The organism is Erythrobacter sp. S43 (assembly GCF_057364955.1).
Genome location: NZ_CP200285.1, coordinates 2540762 through 2559759 on the forward strand (window position 1 = coordinate 2540762; position 18998 = coordinate 2559759).

At 58.7% G+C, this 18998-nt stretch carries 21 protein-coding genes; 9 read left to right on the forward strand and 12 right to left on the reverse strand.

Annotated features, from left to right (window positions below; translation table 11 throughout):
• Window positions 1–7: 7 nt before the first annotated feature.
• The 8 genes from AC0V6K_RS12525 to AC0V6K_RS12560 form a co-directional block, all read right to left on the reverse strand.
• Window positions 8–1123, reverse strand: coding sequence for a SulP family inorganic anion transporter (locus AC0V6K_RS12525; RefSeq protein WP_472622721.1), 1116 nt, complete (start codon window positions 1121–1123; stop codon window positions 8–10).
• A complete protein-coding gene (locus AC0V6K_RS12530) occupies window positions 1090–1803 on the reverse strand; it encodes a SulP family inorganic anion transporter (protein WP_472622723.1) in 714 nt (237 codons plus the stop codon). Before AC0V6K_RS12530 ends, AC0V6K_RS12525 begins: the two co-directional genes overlap by 34 nt.
• A gap of 9 nt (window positions 1804–1812) precedes the next feature.
• Complete coding sequence (locus tag AC0V6K_RS12535) at window positions 1813–2223, reverse strand: DUF6691 family protein (protein ID WP_472622725.1); 411 nt, start codon at window positions 2221–2223, stop codon at window positions 1813–1815.
• The gene (locus AC0V6K_RS12540) at window positions 2223–2669 is read right to left on the reverse strand and encodes a YeeE/YedE family protein (protein WP_472622727.1); all 447 of its coding nucleotides are present in this window, start codon (window positions 2667–2669) and stop codon (window positions 2223–2225) included. Before AC0V6K_RS12540 ends, AC0V6K_RS12535 begins: the two co-directional genes overlap by 1 nt.
• Window positions 2666–3532, reverse strand: a complete 867-nt coding sequence (locus AC0V6K_RS12545; RefSeq protein WP_472622729.1) for an MBL fold metallo-hydrolase — start codon at window positions 3530–3532, stop codon at window positions 2666–2668. The genes AC0V6K_RS12540 and AC0V6K_RS12545 overlap by 4 nt, the downstream gene beginning before the upstream one ends.
• Window positions 3529–3822 carry an ArsR/SmtB family transcription factor gene (locus AC0V6K_RS12550; RefSeq protein WP_472622731.1) on the reverse strand — a complete coding sequence of 98 codons (294 nt, stop codon included), beginning with the start codon at window positions 3820–3822 and terminating at the stop codon, window positions 3529–3531. Before AC0V6K_RS12550 ends, AC0V6K_RS12545 begins: the two co-directional genes overlap by 4 nt.
• A gap of 153 nt (window positions 3823–3975) precedes the next feature.
• Window positions 3976–4770: a class II aldolase/adducin family protein gene (locus tag AC0V6K_RS12555; protein ID WP_472622733.1), complete on the reverse strand. Its 795-nt coding sequence runs from the start codon at window positions 4768–4770 to the stop codon at window positions 3976–3978.
• Between the two features lie 39 nt (window positions 4771–4809).
• Complete coding sequence (locus AC0V6K_RS12560; RefSeq protein WP_472622735.1) at window positions 4810–5397, reverse strand: HD domain-containing protein; 588 nt, start codon at window positions 5395–5397, stop codon at window positions 4810–4812.
• Between the two features lie 122 nt (window positions 5398–5519).
• On the opposite strand from AC0V6K_RS12560, the gene AC0V6K_RS12565 reads away from it, so the two are divergent.
• The 6 genes from AC0V6K_RS12565 (at window position 5520) to AC0V6K_RS12590 (ending at window position 13033) form a co-directional block, all read left to right on the forward strand.
• Window positions 5520–6746: an NAD(P)/FAD-dependent oxidoreductase gene (locus AC0V6K_RS12565; RefSeq protein WP_472622737.1), complete on the forward strand. Its 1227-nt coding sequence runs from the start codon at window positions 5520–5522 to the stop codon at window positions 6744–6746.
• A gap of 89 nt (window positions 6747–6835) precedes the next feature.
• Window positions 6836–7324, forward strand: coding sequence for a hypothetical protein (locus tag AC0V6K_RS12570; RefSeq protein WP_472622739.1), 489 nt, complete (start codon window positions 6836–6838; stop codon window positions 7322–7324).
• A gap of 80 nt (window positions 7325–7404) precedes the next feature.
• Window positions 7405–9042 carry an acyl-CoA dehydrogenase family protein gene (locus AC0V6K_RS12575; RefSeq protein WP_472622741.1) on the forward strand — a complete coding sequence of 546 codons (1638 nt, stop codon included), beginning with the start codon at window positions 7405–7407 and terminating at the stop codon, window positions 9040–9042.
• A gap of 60 nt (window positions 9043–9102) precedes the next feature.
• Window positions 9103–9843: a trehalose-phosphatase gene (gene otsB, locus AC0V6K_RS12580; RefSeq protein WP_472622743.1), complete on the forward strand. Its 741-nt coding sequence runs from the start codon at window positions 9103–9105 to the stop codon at window positions 9841–9843.
• Between the two features lie 8 nt (window positions 9844–9851).
• Entirely contained in the window at window positions 9852–11657 is a 1806-nt protein-coding gene (locus AC0V6K_RS12585) for a glycoside hydrolase family 15 protein (RefSeq protein ID WP_472622745.1), read from the forward strand.
• Window positions 11654–13033, forward strand: coding sequence for an alpha,alpha-trehalose-phosphate synthase (UDP-forming) (locus AC0V6K_RS12590; protein ID WP_472622747.1), 1380 nt, complete (start codon window positions 11654–11656; stop codon window positions 13031–13033). Before AC0V6K_RS12585 ends, AC0V6K_RS12590 begins: the two co-directional genes overlap by 4 nt.
• On the opposite strand, the gene AC0V6K_RS12595 is transcribed toward AC0V6K_RS12590, so the two are convergent.
• Window positions 13034–13528, reverse strand: coding sequence for a hypothetical protein (locus tag AC0V6K_RS12595; protein WP_486172656.1), 495 nt, complete (start codon window positions 13526–13528; stop codon window positions 13034–13036).
• 141 nt (window positions 13529–13669) lie between these two features.
• Between AC0V6K_RS12595 and AC0V6K_RS12600 the strand changes: the two genes are divergently transcribed.
• Both AC0V6K_RS12600 and trxB read left to right on the forward strand, forming a co-directional pair.
• Window positions 13670–14449, forward strand: a complete 780-nt coding sequence (locus AC0V6K_RS12600; RefSeq protein ID WP_472622751.1) for a tyrosine-protein phosphatase — start codon at window positions 13670–13672, stop codon at window positions 14447–14449.
• Between the two features lie 66 nt (window positions 14450–14515).
• Complete coding sequence (gene trxB / locus AC0V6K_RS12605; protein ID WP_472622753.1) at window positions 14516–15487, forward strand: thioredoxin-disulfide reductase; 972 nt, start codon at window positions 14516–14518, stop codon at window positions 15485–15487.
• A gap of 32 nt (window positions 15488–15519) precedes the next feature.
• Here the strand turns inward: trxB and AC0V6K_RS12610 are convergent, their stop codons facing one another.
• The 3 genes from AC0V6K_RS12610 to AC0V6K_RS12620 all read right to left on the reverse strand — a co-directional run bounded on the left by AC0V6K_RS12610 (window position 15520) and on the right by AC0V6K_RS12620 (window position 17483).
• Complete coding sequence (locus tag AC0V6K_RS12610) at window positions 15520–15975, reverse strand: MAPEG family protein (protein ID WP_472626147.1); 456 nt, start codon at window positions 15973–15975, stop codon at window positions 15520–15522.
• A 42-nt stretch (window positions 15976–16017) separates the two neighbouring features.
• Window positions 16018–16473, reverse strand: a complete 456-nt coding sequence (locus AC0V6K_RS12615) for an MAPEG family protein (RefSeq protein ID WP_472622755.1) — start codon at window positions 16471–16473, stop codon at window positions 16018–16020.
• 65 nt (window positions 16474–16538) lie between these two features.
• Entirely contained in the window at window positions 16539–17483 is a 945-nt protein-coding gene (locus AC0V6K_RS12620) for a threonine ammonia-lyase (protein WP_472622757.1), read from the reverse strand.
• Window positions 17484–17725: 242 nt separating this feature from the next.
• Between AC0V6K_RS12620 and AC0V6K_RS12625 the strand changes: the two genes are divergently transcribed.
• Window positions 17726–18937: a saccharopine dehydrogenase family protein gene (locus AC0V6K_RS12625; RefSeq protein ID WP_472622759.1), complete on the forward strand. Its 1212-nt coding sequence runs from the start codon at window positions 17726–17728 to the stop codon at window positions 18935–18937.
• Window positions 18938–18998 lie beyond the last annotated feature (61 nt).

Sequence of the window (18998 nt, forward strand, 5' to 3'; positions counted from 1 at the left end):
AGAACAATCAGATCAGCCCGCGCGCCATGTAATGGTCCACGGGTGGTGGTGGCTCGCCAGTATCCAGCGATACCTCTGCAAAGGCTTTTGCTTGGGTGAGATACACTTTGCCATTGAGGTCATCGATCAGGTAGCTCTTCTTCAGGCGGTCCATCACAGGTCCTTTGACCTCGGATAAGTGCAGGCCGATCCCGCCATCGCCAAGCCGGTGGTTGATGGCCTCAAGGCTTTCGAGCGCGGATGCGTCCACTTCATTGACGGCACTGAACATTAGAACCACGTGGCGCACAGCTGGCCGGTCGGCGACCTGTTCGAGGATGTATTCCTCCAGCCAGCGCGCGTTGAGATAGGTCAGCGCCTCGTCGATCCGGATCGAGAGGACGTGGGGCACGGTGAAGACATTGTGCCGCTCGACATTGCGGAAATGTTCGGTCTCGGGAACGCGGCCGACAATGGCGGCATGCGGACGGCTGGCGCGCCAGAGATATAGGAGCAGACCCACCGCAACTCCCGCCACCACCCCCATTTCCACGCCGACCAGCAGGGTGATGGCGATGGTCGCGAAGTGCGCGCTGAAATCAGCTTTGGAATAGCGCCACAGATTGCCCGGTGTTTTCAGGTCCACGAGGCTCAGAACGGCGACAATAATGGTCGCGGCGAGGGTGGCGATCGGAAGGTTTGAAAGCAGCGGCGTCAAAAACAGTGTCGCCAAGCCGATGCCCACGGCGGTGTAGGCGCCTGCCGCAGGTGTTTGAGCGCCTGCATCGAAATTGACCGCAGAACGCGCAAAACCACCTGTTACCGGATAGGCGCCCGAAAAAGCACTGGCGATGTTGGCGGTGCCCAGACCAATCAGTTCCTGATCAGGCGAAATCCGTTGGCGACGTTTGGCTGCAAGGGTTTGTGCGACCGAAACGCTTTCGACAAAGCCGATGATTGAGATCAGCAGGGCGGGAACCCACAGCTTCTCGATCAACGAAAGATCGGTGCTGGGCATGGCAAACGGGGGCAAACCCTGCGGGATGGCGCCGACCAGATTCACGTCCTTGGCACCCAAATCGAACGCGACGACGGCAAGGATGGTGAGCATCACCGCGACGACCGGCGCGGCCTTTGCGGACATATCGGCGGCTCGTTCGGGCAGGCCGATGGTTCGCAAAGCCCCTTCGCGCCGCGCCGTGCCCAGAACAGGAATATGAGAACAGGCACGCTTACCGCGATGGTCCAGACATTGGTGTTGGTGATACTGCTTGCCAGCGAGGAGAGCATGGCAGGCCATGTGTCGCCGCCCGCCTCGATGCCGAGCATATGTTTGAGCTGGCTTGTCGCGATCAGGACGCCGCTCGCGGTGATAAACCCGCTAATGACAGGGTGAGATAGTAGGTTCGCGAGGAAGCCCGCGCGCAAGAAGCCGAGGATTGCGAGCATGATCCCCGACAGCATAGCCAGCGTGATGGCTGCCTCGAGATATTCGGTGGTTCCTTGTGCCGCGACCGCTCCGGCTGCGCTGGCTGTCATCAAGGAGATGACCGCGACTGGTCCAACGGCCAATGTGCGGCTGGTTCCGAAAATGGCGTAGAGCACGAGGGGTAGGATCGAGGCGTACAGCCCCACCACCGGAGGCAATCCGGCCAGCAGCGCATAGGCTAGGCTTTGCGGGATCAGCATGATCGTGACGATCACGGCCGCCATTAGATCATCGGTCAATATCCCGCGATTGTATTCGCGCCCCCAATCAAGAATCGGGAAATAGCGCGCAAGGCCATAGGCTTGCTTCGCCTGTTCGGATTGATCCCGCTCCATACTGGTAGATTACTGACTGATTACACGGTGAAGCGCCATGCCGCCGACCATGCTGCCCACGAAAATCGCTGCAGAGAGTGGTTCGACTACCAGCGCTCCAATTGCGGGGCCCGGACAAAGCCCTGCGATGCCCCAGCCAGCGCCAAACAGCACCGATCCGCTGATAAGTTTGCCATCGATTATGGACGTGCCGGGTAGCTTGAATGTGTCCGCGAAGACGGGCCGCGCTAGCTTACCCTGAATGATCCAAGTGAGAGCCATAACCAAAAGCGCACCGCCCATAACGAAGGCAAGCGTCGGATCCCAATTGCCGAGGATGTCGAGGAACCCGCGCACACGCGTGGGGTCCATCATGCCGGAAATTGCCAAACCCGTACCAAACAGGATTCCGGAAACGAGCGCTACCAATCCATCGCGCATCACCAGCCTCCTCCGATTGCATTAGCAAGAGCAACAGTCACCATGCCGCTGACAATGAAGGTCCCGGTCGCGATTAGGGAGCGCGGCGAAAGGCGAGACATGCCGCACACGCCGTGACCACTGGTGCAGCCGCTGCCCAATCGTGTGCCGAAGCCGACCAGCAAGCCTCCGGCGACAAGCAGCACTGTCGAAGGCGGGAAGGTCGTTTCCACCGGAGCACCGAAATTGTTGATGGCGAAAGCACCCAAAACGAGCCCTCCGACAAAGAGCCATGCAGCAGGGATGGGCAGACTGGAATCGGCGATCTTGAGCGCGCGCGCGGCGATGCCGCTTACACCTGCGATCCGGCCGGAGCCCAACAGCATGAGTGCGGCGACGAAGCCAATCAGTATGCCGCCGATAAAGCCTTCAACGGGCATGGCATTTGGAAAACCGGGCAAGGTCATAGAGTGTCTACCGGGATTTTGAGATAACGGACGCCGTTGTCTTCGGCGGGTGGAAACTCCCCAGCGCGCATGTTCACCTGCACGGAGGGGATAATAAGTTTGGGCGCGGTGAGCGTTTTGTCGCGCGCGCTACGCATGGAGACGAATTCCTCTTCGCCGATGCCCTCGCGGATATGGATGTTCTGCGCGCGCTGCTCACCGACAGTGGTTTGCCACGAATATTCGCTTCGATCCGCTGGCAGATAATCGTGATTGAGGAAGATGCGCGTTTCGTCGGGCAGGGCAAATATGCGCTGGATCGATTGGTACAGCGCCCGCGCATCACCACCCGGAAAATCGCATCGAGCGGTGCCGTAATCCGGCATGAAGAGCGTGTCGCCCACAAACGCCGCGTCGCCGACCAGATGGGTCATGCAAGCGGGCGTGTGGCCAGGCGTATGAAGGGCGGTCGCTTCGAGATTGCCGAAGCGGTAGGTTTCGCCATCTTCAAACAGATGATCGAATTGGCTGCCGTCAAAACGGAAGTCATCCTCGACATTGAACAGCTTGCCAAAGATCGCCTGCACTTCGCGGATATGCGCGCCGACGCCGATTTTCCCGCCAAGTATTCCCTTGAGATATTGCGCGGCGGAGATGTGATCGGCGTGGATATGCGTGTCGATGATCCACGCGACGGTTAGGCCGTGTTTCTCGACATGCTCGACGATTGTGTCAGCTGAACGGGTCGATGTGCGGCCCGTCGCCTGATCGTAGTCGAGCAGCGGGTCGTAAATCGCGCAAACCCCCGTTGCCGGGTCGGCGGCGATGTGGCTCGCATTGTTGGTGTCTTCGTCAAAGAAGGTGGTGACGTTGGGGGTGGTCATGCCTGCGCCTCCTCGCTGCAGAAGCGTTCATAGAGAAATGTCATAATGGCCTCGGCATCCTCATCGGCAATGCGGTAAAAAATCGACTGCCCGTCACGGCGCGCCTCGATGATCTTCTCGCGCCGCAAGACTGAGAGCTGCTGCGACATGGCGGGGGCCTTCTTGCCCAGCGCTTCGCCCAGATCGCCAGCCGACATTTCACCCTGCGCCAGATGGCACAGGGTCATCAGCCGATCCGGATTGGACAGCAGCTTAAGCAGTGCACTGACGCGTGACGCGGTTTGTTCCATGGCCTGTAATTGCATAATTCATGAAATATGCAATTACAGGCAAATATCAAGTGGTGATCGAGCAGACCCTCAGCAGTACGCGGATTGCAGACACAAAAATGCCCAGGCCGCGCGGCCTCTCCCTTCCGCGCGAAACCCGGGCAAATTGTTTGATTAGTCGCGGAAGCTTGGGTCGATCCGGTCAAGCTTTCGAAGCAGGGCTGGCCAAGCCAGCGCACCAGCGATCATACCTACGCCAGCAGCGGGAGTTTGGCTCTCCACCTTCTGCGGCGTGCCTTGAGGCGGGTTGTGGAGGTTTTCGCGACCCGCACTCAGCATGCGGACCTGTGCGGTGCACGCACGCTCAAGGAAGTACAGCCGCAGGAAGCATTCACCAACGGATTTGCCGATCGTCAGCGTGCCGTGGTTGCGCAGGATCATGGCGTGTTTGTCGCCCATATCCTCTACCAGACGTTCGCGCTCCTCAAGGTCGGTCGCGATGCCTTCATACTCGTGATAGGCGATATCGTGCCGCGCGATCATTCCGGTCTGCGTGTGCTCCATCAAGCCATCGGCCATCGCGCTGACGGCCTGACCGTCCGGCGTATGAAGGTGCATCACCGAATGCGCATCGTCACAATTCATGTGCAGCGCCGAGTGGATGGTAAAACCGGCAGGGTTCACCGGATGCGACGTCGGCAGAACTGGCTGACCTTCAACGTCGATCTTCACTAGTGACGACGCGGTGATCTCTTCAAACATCATGTCATACGGGTTGATGAGGAAGTGATGCTCTGGCCCCGGTACACGGGCAGAGAGGTGGGTGAAGATCAGGTCATCCCAGCCATAGTGTGCAACAAGGCGATAGGCTGCGGCGAGATCAACGCGGACTGCCCATTCTTCCTCGCTTACCGATCCACGGATGTGGCTGTCGTCGGCTGCGCCCTTGTGTTCCATCACAGTTGCCATTGTGTCGTCTCCAATTCTCGAATGGGGGTAAGGTGGAGTTTAATCCATCGCCTTTTTGTACATGCTCGCGCGCGGTTTTTCGAAGAAGCGCATCACCATCGGCTCGAAGAACTCGAGCGGCAGGGAGTCGTAATCCGGGTCGAACGCGGGGCAGTCATACTTCTCAACGAACTCGACTGTTGCGTCATAGTGCGGCGAGTCCTTGAACTTGTCGCGCATGTCGGGGTCCAGCCCGATGAAGTGGAAGAAGTTGTTGCCCTGGAAAATCGCGTGGTGCTTCACGATCCAATATAGCTCTTCCGAAAGGAACGGCTCCATGATCGCGGCGGCAATATCGGCATGGTTGAACGCGCCCAGCGTGTCGCCAATGTCGTGCAGCAGCGCCATTACAACGTAATCTTCCGGCTTCCCATCGCGGTGCGCGCGGGTCGCGGTTTGCAGGCAGTGCGTCAGCCGATCGACCGGAAATCCGCCAAAGTCGCCGTCGAGCAGTTTCAGATGCTCAAGCACCCGCGCGCCACCATTAGGGGCGAAGCTGCGGGCGTGCGAGACGATGATGTCCCAATCCTCCTGCGTCCCTTCGGTCATGGTGCGAAAGGCGGCTTTTTTCTCCATCACGTCGGTCATATGCTTGTCTCTCATCCCTATGTGGCGGTATTTGGGTTTCGCCTTGAGACTTGTTTGTAGCATGTTGCGCGTGGACGGGAAGGGGCGATAAGCAATTGGCGATCCAAGCCATGAGGGGGATTATGCCGTCAGTATCACGCAGAGGGGCTTTGACGCTGGGTGCGGTTGCTCCGCTGGCGGTATCGTGCGGCGATCCGTCCGCGCTTCCGCAAAAGCACGTCGCAGTGATCGGCGCGGGAATTGTTGGCGCTTCCATTGCCTATCACCTGGCCAAGCTGGGCGCGAAGGTTACCGTGCTGGACCGGCACGATATCGCGACCCGCGCGAGCCGGGGTACCTTCGCGTGGCTCAATGCGACTTGGGCAAAGCAACCGCAGGCGTATCACCGCCTCAATCAGCTTGGTCTCGCCAGATGGAAGGAGCTTGAGGAAGAGCTTTCCATCCCGATCAAATGGGGTGGTTCGGTAGAATGGTTCGCCGACGCCGACCGCCAGGCAAAGTTGGTCGAACAGATTGCAGAACAGATCGAATGGGGAGAGCCGGCTCGCATGGTCGCGGGCGCCGAGCTCAACAAACTTGAGCCGAAGGTTGATTTCGGGACCACGCCCACGGTGGCATTCTCTCCCAATGACGGCGCACTTGATCCTGTTCTCGCGGCCCGCACCTTGCTTGAAAAAGCGAAGAGGATGGGAGCAGAAATCAAGACCGATTGCGCCGTCAAAGGCGTGACTACGCGCGGGGACAAAGAGGAGCTAGATACCGAAAAAGGCCCTCTCACGGTTGACTCCTTTGTTTTGGCAACCGGCGCTGAGCCAGAGGCGACGAAGGCTCTCGCGGGTATCGATATCCCGCAGCGATCAACTCCCGGTGTGATTGTGATCACCAAGCCGTTCGAGCCGGTGCTTGAGCGCATCCTTGTCGCGCCCGGTGTGCATATCCACCAGCGTAAAGATGGTCGCATCGTCCTGGGTGAACAGGATGGCGCGCCGGATACTGAGGCGCATGCGCAGCGCCTGAAAGACCGTCCCAATGCGTTCCCGAGCAATGAGCTGGCATGGCAACATGCAGGACGGATCATGGCCACGGCGGAGCTGTTCGTGCCCGGTATTTCACGCGCCGAAGTTGAGGATGTCTACATTGGCTGGCGGCCTTTGCCGCTGGATGGTCATCCGGTGATGGGTTTTTCTCCCGAGCGGCCTAACGCATACATTGCAATCGCGCATAGCGGCGTCTCGTTAGCGCCGATCTTGGGCCAGCTCGCGGCTTCCGAAGTTGTCGATGGCGGCAAGGCGGAGATTCTTACGCCCTATCGCCCGGACCGTTCGTTTGAAGAGATCAAACGCTACTGACCAGCGCACTCGGTTGACATTCCGCAATATGATCGTGACCACACGCACAGAACCGTACCTCGACCGGTACGGTTAAGGGGGACCCAAATATGAAATTGAAATCCGCACTCTTCGTGGCCGTTGCACCAGCGCTGATGCTCGCAGCATGCAATGAAACCACCGCCGAAGCCGAGAGCGAAGAAACGGAAGCTCCGGAAGCAACCGAAGAGTCCTCAGGTGATGGTGAGGCGCAGAGTGCCGATGAAGCGCCTGTTGAGGAAGAGAAACCCGAAGGGGCACCGGCTCAAGCAGCTGCCCAGAACCTGAGCGGCAAATGGACGTGCGAGGATCAGGGCGATGTTGAGGTGACCATCACGCGTCAAGCTGATGGTTCGGCTTCGGTCGAGATTGACAATCAAAGCGAGATGGCGATGGGCCAGCCGCCGGAGATAATAGCCTTGAAGGCAAAGGGCAGTCCGGCGCAGATGACCGATGAGCAAGGGTTCATGGTCGTCGATTTTCTTGCCGATGGAAACGCCAAGGTCACCGATGGCGAAGGCGAGGACCGCAGCAGCTATATGTGCAGCAAGTCGGTCTGATCCGACTGCGGAGAGTGTTTGCCGCGTCGCCCGAAATGTAAGGGGTTCACGGCGCGGCACGCTCTGCTAGCAACGCAGCCATGAGCAATTGGATTGCAAAGGCCGAGCAAGCCGCTGGCGCTGCACGTGATTATGTCGACACTGTTCGGGCCAAGCTTGATGATCGTTTGGGTGAGCTGGACGCCGATACGCTGACTAAAGAACAGCATGCGGTTCATGGTTTTGCATGGATCGCATCCACTGTTGCCGCGATTGAGGCAACTGCAGACTGGGCGAAGCGCACCGACAGTGCTGGGGCCTTCGCGTCCACTGACGAGCTAGTCCTTCGCGTGGGTTTGGGCGAATATCTCGCTCAGCTGATCCATGGTGTGCCGATGAGCGCGCATGAGACTGTTAGGCCCGATGCTTTTGGTGCCAGTGATGCGGCAAGCGCCTTAGCTTCACATGAAGCGGTGTCGGCATTCATGAGTAATGGCAGCACGGTCGAAACACGGGCCCAACTTACCGAGGCATTGGATGAAGGCGCGCGGCCTTGCGAGAGCTTGGGCGATGAAACCCTCGATCTCATCCGCGAGCAATTCCGTGCCTTCACCGCGGACCGCATCACGCCGCACGCGCATCAATGGCATCTCGATGATGCGCTCATTCCCGACGCCGTGATTGCTGAAATGGCAGAGCTTGGCGTTTTCGGTATCTGCATCGAGGAACGATTTGGTGGGTTGGGGCAAGGCAAGCTCGCCATGTCTGTCGTTTCCGAAGAACTCTCGCGCGGGTGGATCTGTGCAGGCTCGCTCGGAACGCGGTCGGAGATCGCCGGTGAACTGATCGGGGAGAATGGCACCGAGGAGCAGAAGGCCAAATTCCTGCCAAAGATTGCTGATGGTACGATCCTGCCGACTGCAGTATTTACCGAACCCGACACCGGATCGGACCTCGCCAGTGTTCGTACGCGTGCGCGCCGCACCCCAAACGATGATTGGCAGGTCAATGGTGCAAAGACATGGATCACCCACGCTGCGCGCGCGGACTTGATGACGATGTTGGTGCGCACCGATCCCGATGCGCCTGGCTATCGCGGGCTGTCCATGCTGCTCGCCGAAAAGACGCGTGGCAGCGATGCCGACCCGTTCCCGGATACCGGCATTGATGGCAGCGAGATTGAAGTGCTCGGTTATCGCGGGATGAAGGAATACGCGCTCGGGTTCGATGGCTTCCATGTCGCCGGTGATGCGCTGTTGGGCGGCGCTGAGGGGCAGGGGTTCAAGCAGCTCATGCGCACGTTTGAGGGTGCCCGTATCCAGACCGCAGCCCGCGCCATCGGTGTAGCTTGGAACGCCTTCGACCTAGCACTCGATTACGCGCAGGGGCGCAAACAATTCGGCGGCTCGCTCACGCAATTCCCGCGCGTGTCAGACAAGCTGGCACTGATGGTCGCCGAGATTGCGATGACGAGAGAGCTCACCTATTTCGCCGCGCGACAGAAGGATCGCGGGGATCGCTGCGATATCGAGGCAGGCATGGCAAAACTGCTCGCTGCCCGTGCCGCTTGGAGCGCGGCGGACAACGCAGTGCAAATCCACGGCGGCAATGGCTACGCGCTGGAATACCCTATCAGCCGGGTGCTGTGCGATGCACGGATTCTCAACATCTTCGAAGGCGCAGCGGAGATTCAATCGCAAGTGATCGGGCGCGGATTGCTGATGCGGCAAGCGGCTTAGCGCCGCGTATAGGAATGCGCTTGATTGACGCGGCAAGGTAATCCCTTATTGCATTGCAGCATGGGATCTGGGGACCTTTCTGCACCGCCGCCGCTTGAGCATTGGCTCGAGGCCGAGGCGGTTGCACTCTTCCTCGATTTTGATGGAACGCTGGTAGAGCTTGCTCCCGGACCCGATGCAATTGAGCCGATTGCCGGACTGGCCAATATGCTGAAACAGCTCGAGGCGCGCCTTGGCGGACGGTGTGCCGTGGTGAGCGGGCGCGGAATTGGCGATATCGAGGAGCATATTGGCCCGCTCGAACTGGCGGCGGCGGGGTCGCATGGATCGGACATTCGTGCGGCTGATGGCACTGTACTGGGAGACGAGCCGGTCGGTCTGCCGGAGGTCATTGAAACCGAACTGCGCGCCTATGCTGACGAGCACGGTATCGACTACGAAGAAAAACCCCATGGAGGCGCGCTGCATTATCGCTCGGCACCGGACAAGGGGGAAGCAACGGACGCGTTCGGCAAGGCCTTGGCAGCCAAGCATGGGTGGACCGCGCAGAGCGGGAAATGCGTGGTCGAACTGGTTGCAGGTCAGGCCGATAAAGGCACTGCCGTCACCGCGCTGATGGAGACCGGCACGTTCGATGGGGCTCGTCCGATCTTCCTTGGCGATGATCTGACCGACGAGAAGGGCTTTGCAGTCTGCAACGAAATGGGCGGATCAAGCATTCTGGTGGGTGAGCGCACGCCCACATGCGCACAATATCAACTTCCCGATGTCGCTTCCGTGCATCGCTGGCTGGGCTTATGAAAGACGATATGACCGAGAAATCCCACACGCCCAATCTGGAACTTTGGCCCATCGGGAATTGTCAGGTGTCTGGCCTGATCGACCATTCGGGCGCTTTGGTTTGGGGCTGTGTGCCGCGCGTTGATGGCGATCCGGTGTTCTCAGCTTTGCTCAATGGCGATCAACGCGACGCTGGTATCTGGCGCTTTGAGCTGGAGGGACAGGTCTCCTCACGTCAGGAATACATCCGCAACACGCCAAACCTTGTCACGACATTGGAAGCGGCAGACGGCAGCGCGGTTGAAATTCTCGATTTCTGTCCTCGCGCTCAGCGTTCGGGCCGGATGTACCGTCCCGTCGCCTTTGCCCGGATTGTCAGGCCGATTTCCGGAAATCCGCGTATCAAAGTCGTGCTGGCACCCACCAAGAATTACGGCGCGGGCCTAGCCGAAACGACGAGCGGCACCAATCACATCCGCTACATTGCGGGCAATCACACGCTGCGTCTCTCCACCGATGCGCCAGTGGGATACATCATGGAAGGGCGCACCTTCCGCATTGAAAATGACACGCACTTCTTCCTCGGCCCGGACGAGCCTTACGTCGGCAATCTGCGTGAGACGATCCGTTCTGCTGAACAGGCAACACGCAAATACTGGCAGAACTGGGTGCGTGGGCTTCACATTCCGCTCGAGTGGCAGGACGAGGTAATCCGCTGCGCCATTACGTTGAAGCTGTGTCAGCATGAAGAGACCGGTGCGATTGTTGCCGCTCTCACCACCTCCATCCCTGAGGCCGCGCATTCGGAGCGCAATTGGGATTACCGATACTGCTGGATCCGCGATTCCTACTACACCATTCAGGCGCTGAACCGCTTGGGCGCGCTGGATGTGATGGAGAAGTATCTCGCCTATCTGCGCAACATCGTCGACAGCGCAAAAGGCGGTCAGATCCAGCCTCTCTACTCGGTCATGGGCGAAAGCGAGCTGGATGAGACCACCGCCAGCTATCTCGCCGGGTATCGCGGGATGGGGCCGGTGCGGCGCGGCAATGCGGCGTACAAACAGGTGCAATATGACTGCTACGGTCAGATCGTTCTGCCCAGCGTGCAGGGCTTCTTCGACCAGCGCCTTCTGCGCCCGGCGACTGAACACGATTTCGAAAATCTCGAACAAGTCGGCAAGATGGCCTGGGCGATGCACGACCAGCCGGATGCTGGTCTATGGGAGTTCCGCACGCGGCAAGAGGTCCACACCTATTCCGCAGTGATGTGCTGGGCTGCGTGTGACCGTTTGGCCAATGTCGCTGCGCATATCGGCAAAGAAGACCGCGCCAAGGTTTGGAAAGAGCGCGCCGACACGATCCGGGCGAAAATCGAGTCTGAGGCATGGAAAGAGAACGGGGATGGCGGGCATTACGGAGCCAGCTTCGAGAGCGACTATCTCGATGCAAGTTTGCTCCAGATGGTCGAGCTGCGTTTCCTCTCGCCCGAAAACGAACGGTTCCAGCAGACATTTGCTGCCGTTGAAGAGCATCTGCGACGCGGTGATCACATGCTGCGCTATGCCGCAGAGGATGATTTCGGCGCGCCAGAGACCGCTTTTAACGTCTGCACCTTCTGGCTGATCGAAGCACTGCATCTCGCAGGCCGTGATGACGAGGCGCGCACGCTCTTCACCACCATGCTCAGTCATACCACGCAATCGGGTCTGCTTAGCGAAGACCTCGATTATGAGACCGGCGAACTGTGGGGCAACTTCCCCCAGACTTATTCGTTGGTGGGTGTGATCAATTGCGCCGGCCTGTTGTCGAAACCGTGGAGCGAAGTGCGATGAGCAGACTTGTTGTCGTTTCCAACCGGGTCGCTGTGCCCAAGGCGCGCGGCGTTGTCGGAGCGCAAGGCGGTCTCGCAGGCGCGCTCAATTCAGCACTAAAAGAGGCTGGTGGTTTGTGGTTTGGCTGGTCCGGACAGGAAAGCGATGACCGCACCGGCAATATGAACCTGCAAAAGACCGATGGCGTCACAACCGCGACCATTGATCTGAGCAAACGCGACGTTGACGAATATTACAACGGTTATGCCAATTCGACGCTGTGGCCGCTGTTCCATTATCGCATCGACCTGACCGAATACGAGAACGAGACTGGCAAGGGGTACGAGCGGGTCAATGACCGATTTGCCGACAGCGTTATGCCGTTGATCGACGAAGACGACGTGATCTGGGTCCATGATTATCACCTGATCCCGCTGGGTGAGCGGTTGCGTTCGCGCGGAGCGAAAAACCGCATTGGTTTCTTCCTGCACATCCCATGGCCGCCGACACGGCTTCTCACATCGTTGCCTTTCCACCAGCGTTTGGTCGAGACCATGCTGAGCTACGATCTGGTCGGTTTTCAGACCGAGGAATGGCTTTCCAGCTTTGTGCATTATTGCGAGAACGAGCTGGGCGCAAAGGTCGACCATGAAAGCGGCACCATTGAGCATGAGGGGCGCACGGTCATCGCCCGGGCCTATCCCATCGGGATCGACTGGGACCATTTCCAAGAGCTCGGCGCGACAGAAGAAGCGAAGGCTGCCGAGGAACGCTTCCTTGCCTCAACCCGCAACCGTGTGGGCATGATTGGTGTAGACCGCCTCGATTATTCCAAGGGACTGCCTGAACGCATTGACGGCATCGGGCGCTTCTTTGATCAACACGAAGAGCGCACGCGCGACCTTGTCTTCATCCAAATCGCGCCGCCCAGCCGCGAAGATGTCGACAGCTACCAGCATATCCGCGGGGTGCTTGAGCAGAAGACTGGTCAGATCAACGGAGCGCGCAGCGAGGTGGATATTGTCCCCATCCGCTACGTGAACCGTGGATACAGTCATGCCGAATTGTTCGGTTTCTTCCGCGCGGCGAAGATCGGTTTGGTCACGCCGCTGCGAGACGGGATGAACCTTGTCGCAAAGGAATATGTGGCGGCTCAGGATCCGGAAGATCCCGGTGTTCTGATCCTGTCTGACTTTGCAGGCGCCGCGCAGCAATTGCGCGAAGGTGCAGTGATCGTAAACCCGCACAGTCCGGACGCATTGGCGCGTGCGATCAATACCGCGCTCGACATGCCCTTGGAAGAACGCAAAGCGCGCTACGAGGCGATGATCGCCACAGTGCGCGATGACAACGTGCATTGGTGGACGAAGACTTTCTGCGCAGATTTGGCTTCTTGATTACGCCCTTTTGAGCCTTGTTTCGGGTTCACTGACATCGACAAGACGAGACGCCCGGACCAGAGGTGAGAGCTCCGTCGGAGCCCCTTCCGAAGGCGCCGCGCTGTGTTTGGCGATGGCTGCATTTATCCTAGCGTTCACGCGCCACCGCAGGAAATGCTCCGTGATCAACGGCACCCTGTCGCATTTTTGAACCCCAAGTGGCTGGCTGGCTGCAATCAGCTCTTTGCATTCAGCTTCATCCATGATGATCGCGGGCAGCCCAGTCCGCAGGCTGGCGATCTGCTCACGGTCCAGAAAAGGAACGCGCTCATGCGATCGGGTTCCATCTGAATCGGCAACTTCGGCAAGCAGATCGAACCCCAGAGAAGGCAGGCGACGGCTGATCGGCAAGTCCGGGTTGGCAAACTCGCAAACGTGGCCAAACCGCCAGAGCAGCGCGGCAACACGCGATGCCAATTCGTTGTTTGAGTTCGCAAAAATGATGCGCGCCAAATTTTCCTCCATCGGAATGTGTCGATGGATGTTGATAGACAATGCCATTCTAGCTTTGCTGTTTCGCTCACTGGACAATAATGCCTATGGGGCAGGGCAAAGTACTTAACCTTTTGCTCCCGATGTCTGATAGGAAACCCAGTGGCCCAATCCCCCTTTCTTCTCACCGACGGCATTCACAATCTTCGCGATTACGGCGGCTATGCTGCTGCCGATGGTGCGCGTGTGAAGACCGGTCTTCTGTTCCGTTCGGGTCAGCATATGGAGGCGAGCGAGGACGATCTGGAGCGTTTGCAAGCGCTGGACATTCGAACCATCATCGATCTGCGTGGTGAAAGTGAACGCGCCAGCTTTCCTTGCCGCCGGCATGATGATTTTGACGCGCATGTGATCGCGTTTGATGGCGAAACAACCAGTTCACCCCCGCATGAAGGCGGCTGGGACAAAGAAGATATGACCGCCGAAAAGGCGCGGGGGCGCATGATCTCGGTCTACACTCGTATGCCTGTGAACCCGGCGATGATTGATATGTTCAGCCGCTATTTCGAAGCACTTGCCACGCGCGAAGGTGGCAGTCTGGTCCACTGCTTTGCGGGCAAGGACCGTACGGGCATCGCCGCCAGCCTGCTTCTCCACGTACTCGGCGCGCACCGCGATGACGTGATTGCCGAGTTCCTGCGCACCAATGACGCGCCGACGCAGCATATTCTGGAACGCCAATCGCTGCCCCGGATGGAAGCGCATTATGGCTTCATCGAACCCGAAGCTATCCGCAATCTGATGGGCGTGCATCCCGAATACATCGAGACCTATTTTACCGAGGTCACCCGCGACCACGGTTCGATCGACGCTTACTTGGCAGAAACATTAGGTGTGGATGAGGCAAGGAAAGCTCTCCTCAGAAGCCGGTTCCTGGCGTGACATTGACGCGCATGGTCCCCATATTCACGCTTTGACTATTGAATCGATTTTCCGAGAGACAACGCCATGGCTACTCACCGCACAAAAATGCTTATCATCGGCTCCGGTCCTGCCGGTTACAGCGCCGCTATCTATGCTGCGCGTGCGATGCTTGAGCCGATTGTAGTGCAGGGGCTTCAGCCGGGCGGTCAGCTGACCATAACCACCGATGTCGAGAACTATCCCGGCTATCGCGAGGTGGTGCAGGGCCCTTGGTTGATGGAAGAGATGAAGGCCCAGGCTGAGCATGTCGGCACCAAGATGATGTACGACATCATCACCTCGGTCGATCTGCAGAATGGCAGCCCGTTCCGCGCGGTGGGTGACAGCGGTGACGAGTATATCGCCGACACCATTGTGATCGCCACCGGTGCTCAGGCCAAGTGGCTTGGCGCTCCGGGAGAGCAGGAACTGGGCGGCAAGGGCGTGTCTGCTTGCGCGACTTGCGACGGGTTCTTCTATCGCGGCAAGAAGGTCGCGGTTATCGGCGGCGGTAACACGGCCGTCGAGGAAGCACTGTACCTCACCAACCATTCCGATGATGTGACCCTGATCCACCGCCGTGACGAGCTTCGCAGTGAGAAGATCTTGGCTGAGCGGCTGTTCAAGAACCCCAAGATATCAACGCTCTGGAATAAGACCGTTGAAAGCTTCGAGGCAGGTGAGAACGGCGCATTGAATCACCTTGTTCTCAAGGACACCCAGACAGGCGAGACATCGACGCTTGAAGTCGACGGTGCCTTCGTCGCCATCGGCCATGCGCCGGCGACCGAGTTGTTCAAGGGGCAGCTGTCGATGGATGACAGCGGCTATCTTGATGTCGAGCCCGGCACGCCCAAGACGGCGATCCCCGGTGTGTTTGCTGCAGGCGATGTGACCGATCATGTCTATCGCCAAGCAGTCACCGCTGCGGGCATGGGCTGCATGGCAGCTCTGGACGCCGAACGCTATCTCGCAGCGCTCGAAGATGCTCCGGCAGAGGTCGAAGCGGCGGAGTAATCACCCCGCCGCTGTTTTCCTGCTTCGGGCAATCAGACGATCTCTGCAGGCGCTTCGTAACCGCCAGCGCCGAACACGAGCATCGCAGCTTTCACGATCAGTGCGATCAGCACGACGCTCGAGAGGGCAAACAAGACAAAGCGCACGATCACACGGTTTGCGGTCGCTTGCACCAGACTGTGTGCCACGCGCAGGCCGGTATAGATCCACGCCAGAAACGCATTCATTCCGTCGCCCGCGCCAAGGAAAGCGAGGATGATAGCGACCGCGTAAAACAGCGTCGGCGCTTCATGAAGGTGGTTGTAGTTGTCGGCTTTCCAACTGACCTTCTCGGGCAGCTGTTCACGCAGGCTCGAAGGGGTCGAACCGACAAGGCCCAAGCCGTCGATCTTTGCCTTCTGCATCGCCGGAATACGCGTTGCATACATCCACGCCCACATGATCATCGTCCAGATCATCAGCGCGATAGCCGGTTGTAGAATATCCATACCCATGAGTGATGTGCTCTCTTTTGCGACCCTAAGGTTTGATTATTGCGGGAGTGCGCTGGGATCGGCGAAGACCGTCACGATCACGGCGCGAATGGCGAGCGCGGTCAGTGCAATGGTTGACAGCAGGAACAGCGCGAAGCGAACCGGCAGCTTGTTGACCAGAATTTGCCACAGCGAGTGGACGATCCGCAGTCCGACATAGGTCCAAGCCAGCATCACATCCCAGCTGCCCGGTCCAGCAATCGCGATGATCACGACGATGGCATAGAAGAGTGTCGGCTGTTCATGCAGGTGGGTGTGGTTGTGCGCGGGCCAGTTGGCCTTGTCGGGGATTTTGCCTTCAAGGTCCTGTCCGCGTCCGCCATTCTTGCCGGTAAATACCGACTTGTCTTCTACCTTGGCGATAGCGCCAAAGCGCACCGGCACGATCCAGAACAGCACGATGATGGTCCAAACCACCAGAACGGCGGCGGGTGCGAGCATTTGCGCTTGCATGTCAGTGATCCCCTCTCAGTTGTCGGCGGACCCTGCGAAAGGGTAACACCATTGTCAATTGCAACCTACCCACCAGCAATCGTCCGGGCGAAGGCCGCAGGATCGGCGTTGCCACCGGTCAGCATGATGACAGTGCCTTCGTCCAGAGGCACCTTGCCTGCGAGCGTCGCCGCCAAGGCTGCTGCGCCGCCCGGTTCAACCACAAGCCGCAACCGATTGAAGGCAAAGCGTTGCGCATCGCGGATTTCGTCATCACTGACTGTCACCCCCGGTTCGGCACGGCCCGCGAGCAGATCGAGGTTGAGCTGCTTGGTGGCGGTTGGCTGTAGCGCGTCGCAGATCGTTTTGGGGGCATCGGAAACCGCACTGACCAGCTCGCCCGCTGCTATCGCCTTGCCCACCATGTCCCAACCTTCTGGTTCGACCACATTGATCGCCGCATTCGGACACGCAATGCCAAGTCCCGCAGCCAAGCCACCACCGCCACAGCACACGATGATGCGCGAGGGCTCTCGGCCAAGTTGCTCGGTGATCTCGAGGCCCGAAGTCCCTTGCCCCTCTATCACCCAAGGATCGCCGAACGCATGAACCAGCACGCCGCCACGTTCTGCGATGATGCCTGCCGCCACTTCGTCGCGGTCTTCCTGCGGGCGTTGATAGAGCACCACATCCGCGCCCAGCGCCTTGGTATTCTCCAGCTTCACGGTGGGCGCATCATGCGGCATCACAATGGTCGCTTTCAGACCCAGCCGCTTGGCCGCGAACGCTACGCCTTGCGCATGGTTGCCGCTCGAGACCGCCACCGCATGATCACCGTCGAGGTTGTTGAGCCGCCACCACGCACCTCTGATCTTGAAGGCGCCGATCGGTTGCAGGTTCTCCGCCTTGACATGGACGCGAACACCGCTGATTTCGACCGGAAGGAGCGGAGTGTGGGCCAGGGGGATCGCTTTCAAGCTTTGGAGAGCGTCGGCTATCCCGTCTTGAGTCGGCAGTCTGGTGTCAGTCATATCGCTTGTTACCCACTCAATTCGTCGCGCTTGGAGAACGCCTGAAACAGGTGACACAGTGTCTTGGGAAAGAAAACCTGCCCTTGGGCACAGGGAGTCGAAAAGCGGGGAGAGAAGGGTGCAGAGCAGACATGGCGCGGACTTAGCCAGCGTGCGTGCAGTAGGAAATGCAGGATCGTTTGAGCGCGCTCGAACATTGCCCTAATGCGCGCACAAGAATCGAATTCGAAAGGCTTACTCATATGTCGACAGTTCTTGTGATCGGGGCAGGGGGCGTCAGCAGCGTCTGCGTCCACAAAATGGCGTTCAATGCGGATATCTTCACCAGCATCCATCTGGCGAGCCGGACCAAATCAAAATGCGATGCCATCGCCGCGAGCGTGAAAGAGCGCGCCGGGGTGGACGTGCCCACATACGAAATCGACGCCGAAGAAGTGCCCGCGATGGTCAAGTTGATCCGCACGGTTCAGCCCAGCCTAGTCGTCAATCTTGCACTGCCTTACCAAGACCTGCCGATCATGGATGCGTGTCTGGAAGCAGGCGTGCACTACCTCGACACCGCCAATTACGAGCCGAAGGACGAAGCCAGGTTCGAATATTCGTGGCAGTGGGCTTATCATGACCGGTTCAAGGAAGCGGGCCTGATGGCGCTGCTCGGCTCTGGCTTTGATCCGGGGGTCACCAGCGTTTTCACCATGTGGCTGAAGAAGCATAAGCTCAAAACCATCCGCCAGCTCGACATTCTGGACTGCAATGGCGGCGATCATGGTCAGGCGTTTGCGACCAACTTCAACCCCGAGATTAACATCCGCGAAGTGACCGCGCCTGCTCGCCATTGGGAAAATGGCGAGTGGGTGGAGACACCGGCAATGCAGGTTTCGACCGAATTCGACTTCGAAGCGGTCGGGCCGAAGAACATGTACATGATGTATCACGAGGAGCTGGAAAGCCTCGCCAAGTTCAACCCCGAAATCGAGCGCGCGCGCTTCTGGATGACCTTTGGTGATGAATACATCAAACACCTCACCGTGCTGCAGAATGTCGGCATGACCGGAATTGAACCGATCAAATATCAGGGCAAGGAAATCATCCCGCTGCAATTCCTGGCCGCTGTGTTGCCCAAGCCGGAAACGCTGGGTGAGACGACCAAGGGCAACACCAATATCGGTGTGATCGCGACCGGCGAGGCGCTGGACGGGTCAGGCGAGAAGACGTTCTACATCAACAACATCTGCTCGCATGAGGCCGCGTATGAGGAAACCGGCAATCAGGCGGTCTCGTACACCACTGGTGTACCCGCGATGATCGGCTCTGCAATGATGGTGACCGGCAATTGGTCGGGAGACGGCGTTTTCAACATGGAAGAGATGGACCCCGATCCTTTTATGGACATGCTCAATGAACACGGCCTGCCATGGCAGGTGAAGGAGCTGGCTGGGCCTGTAGAGTTTTGATCATTCCAAGATGTCCTGAATTCTGATAAAAGCAATCCGGAAGTCAGGATAGGGGTGTCAG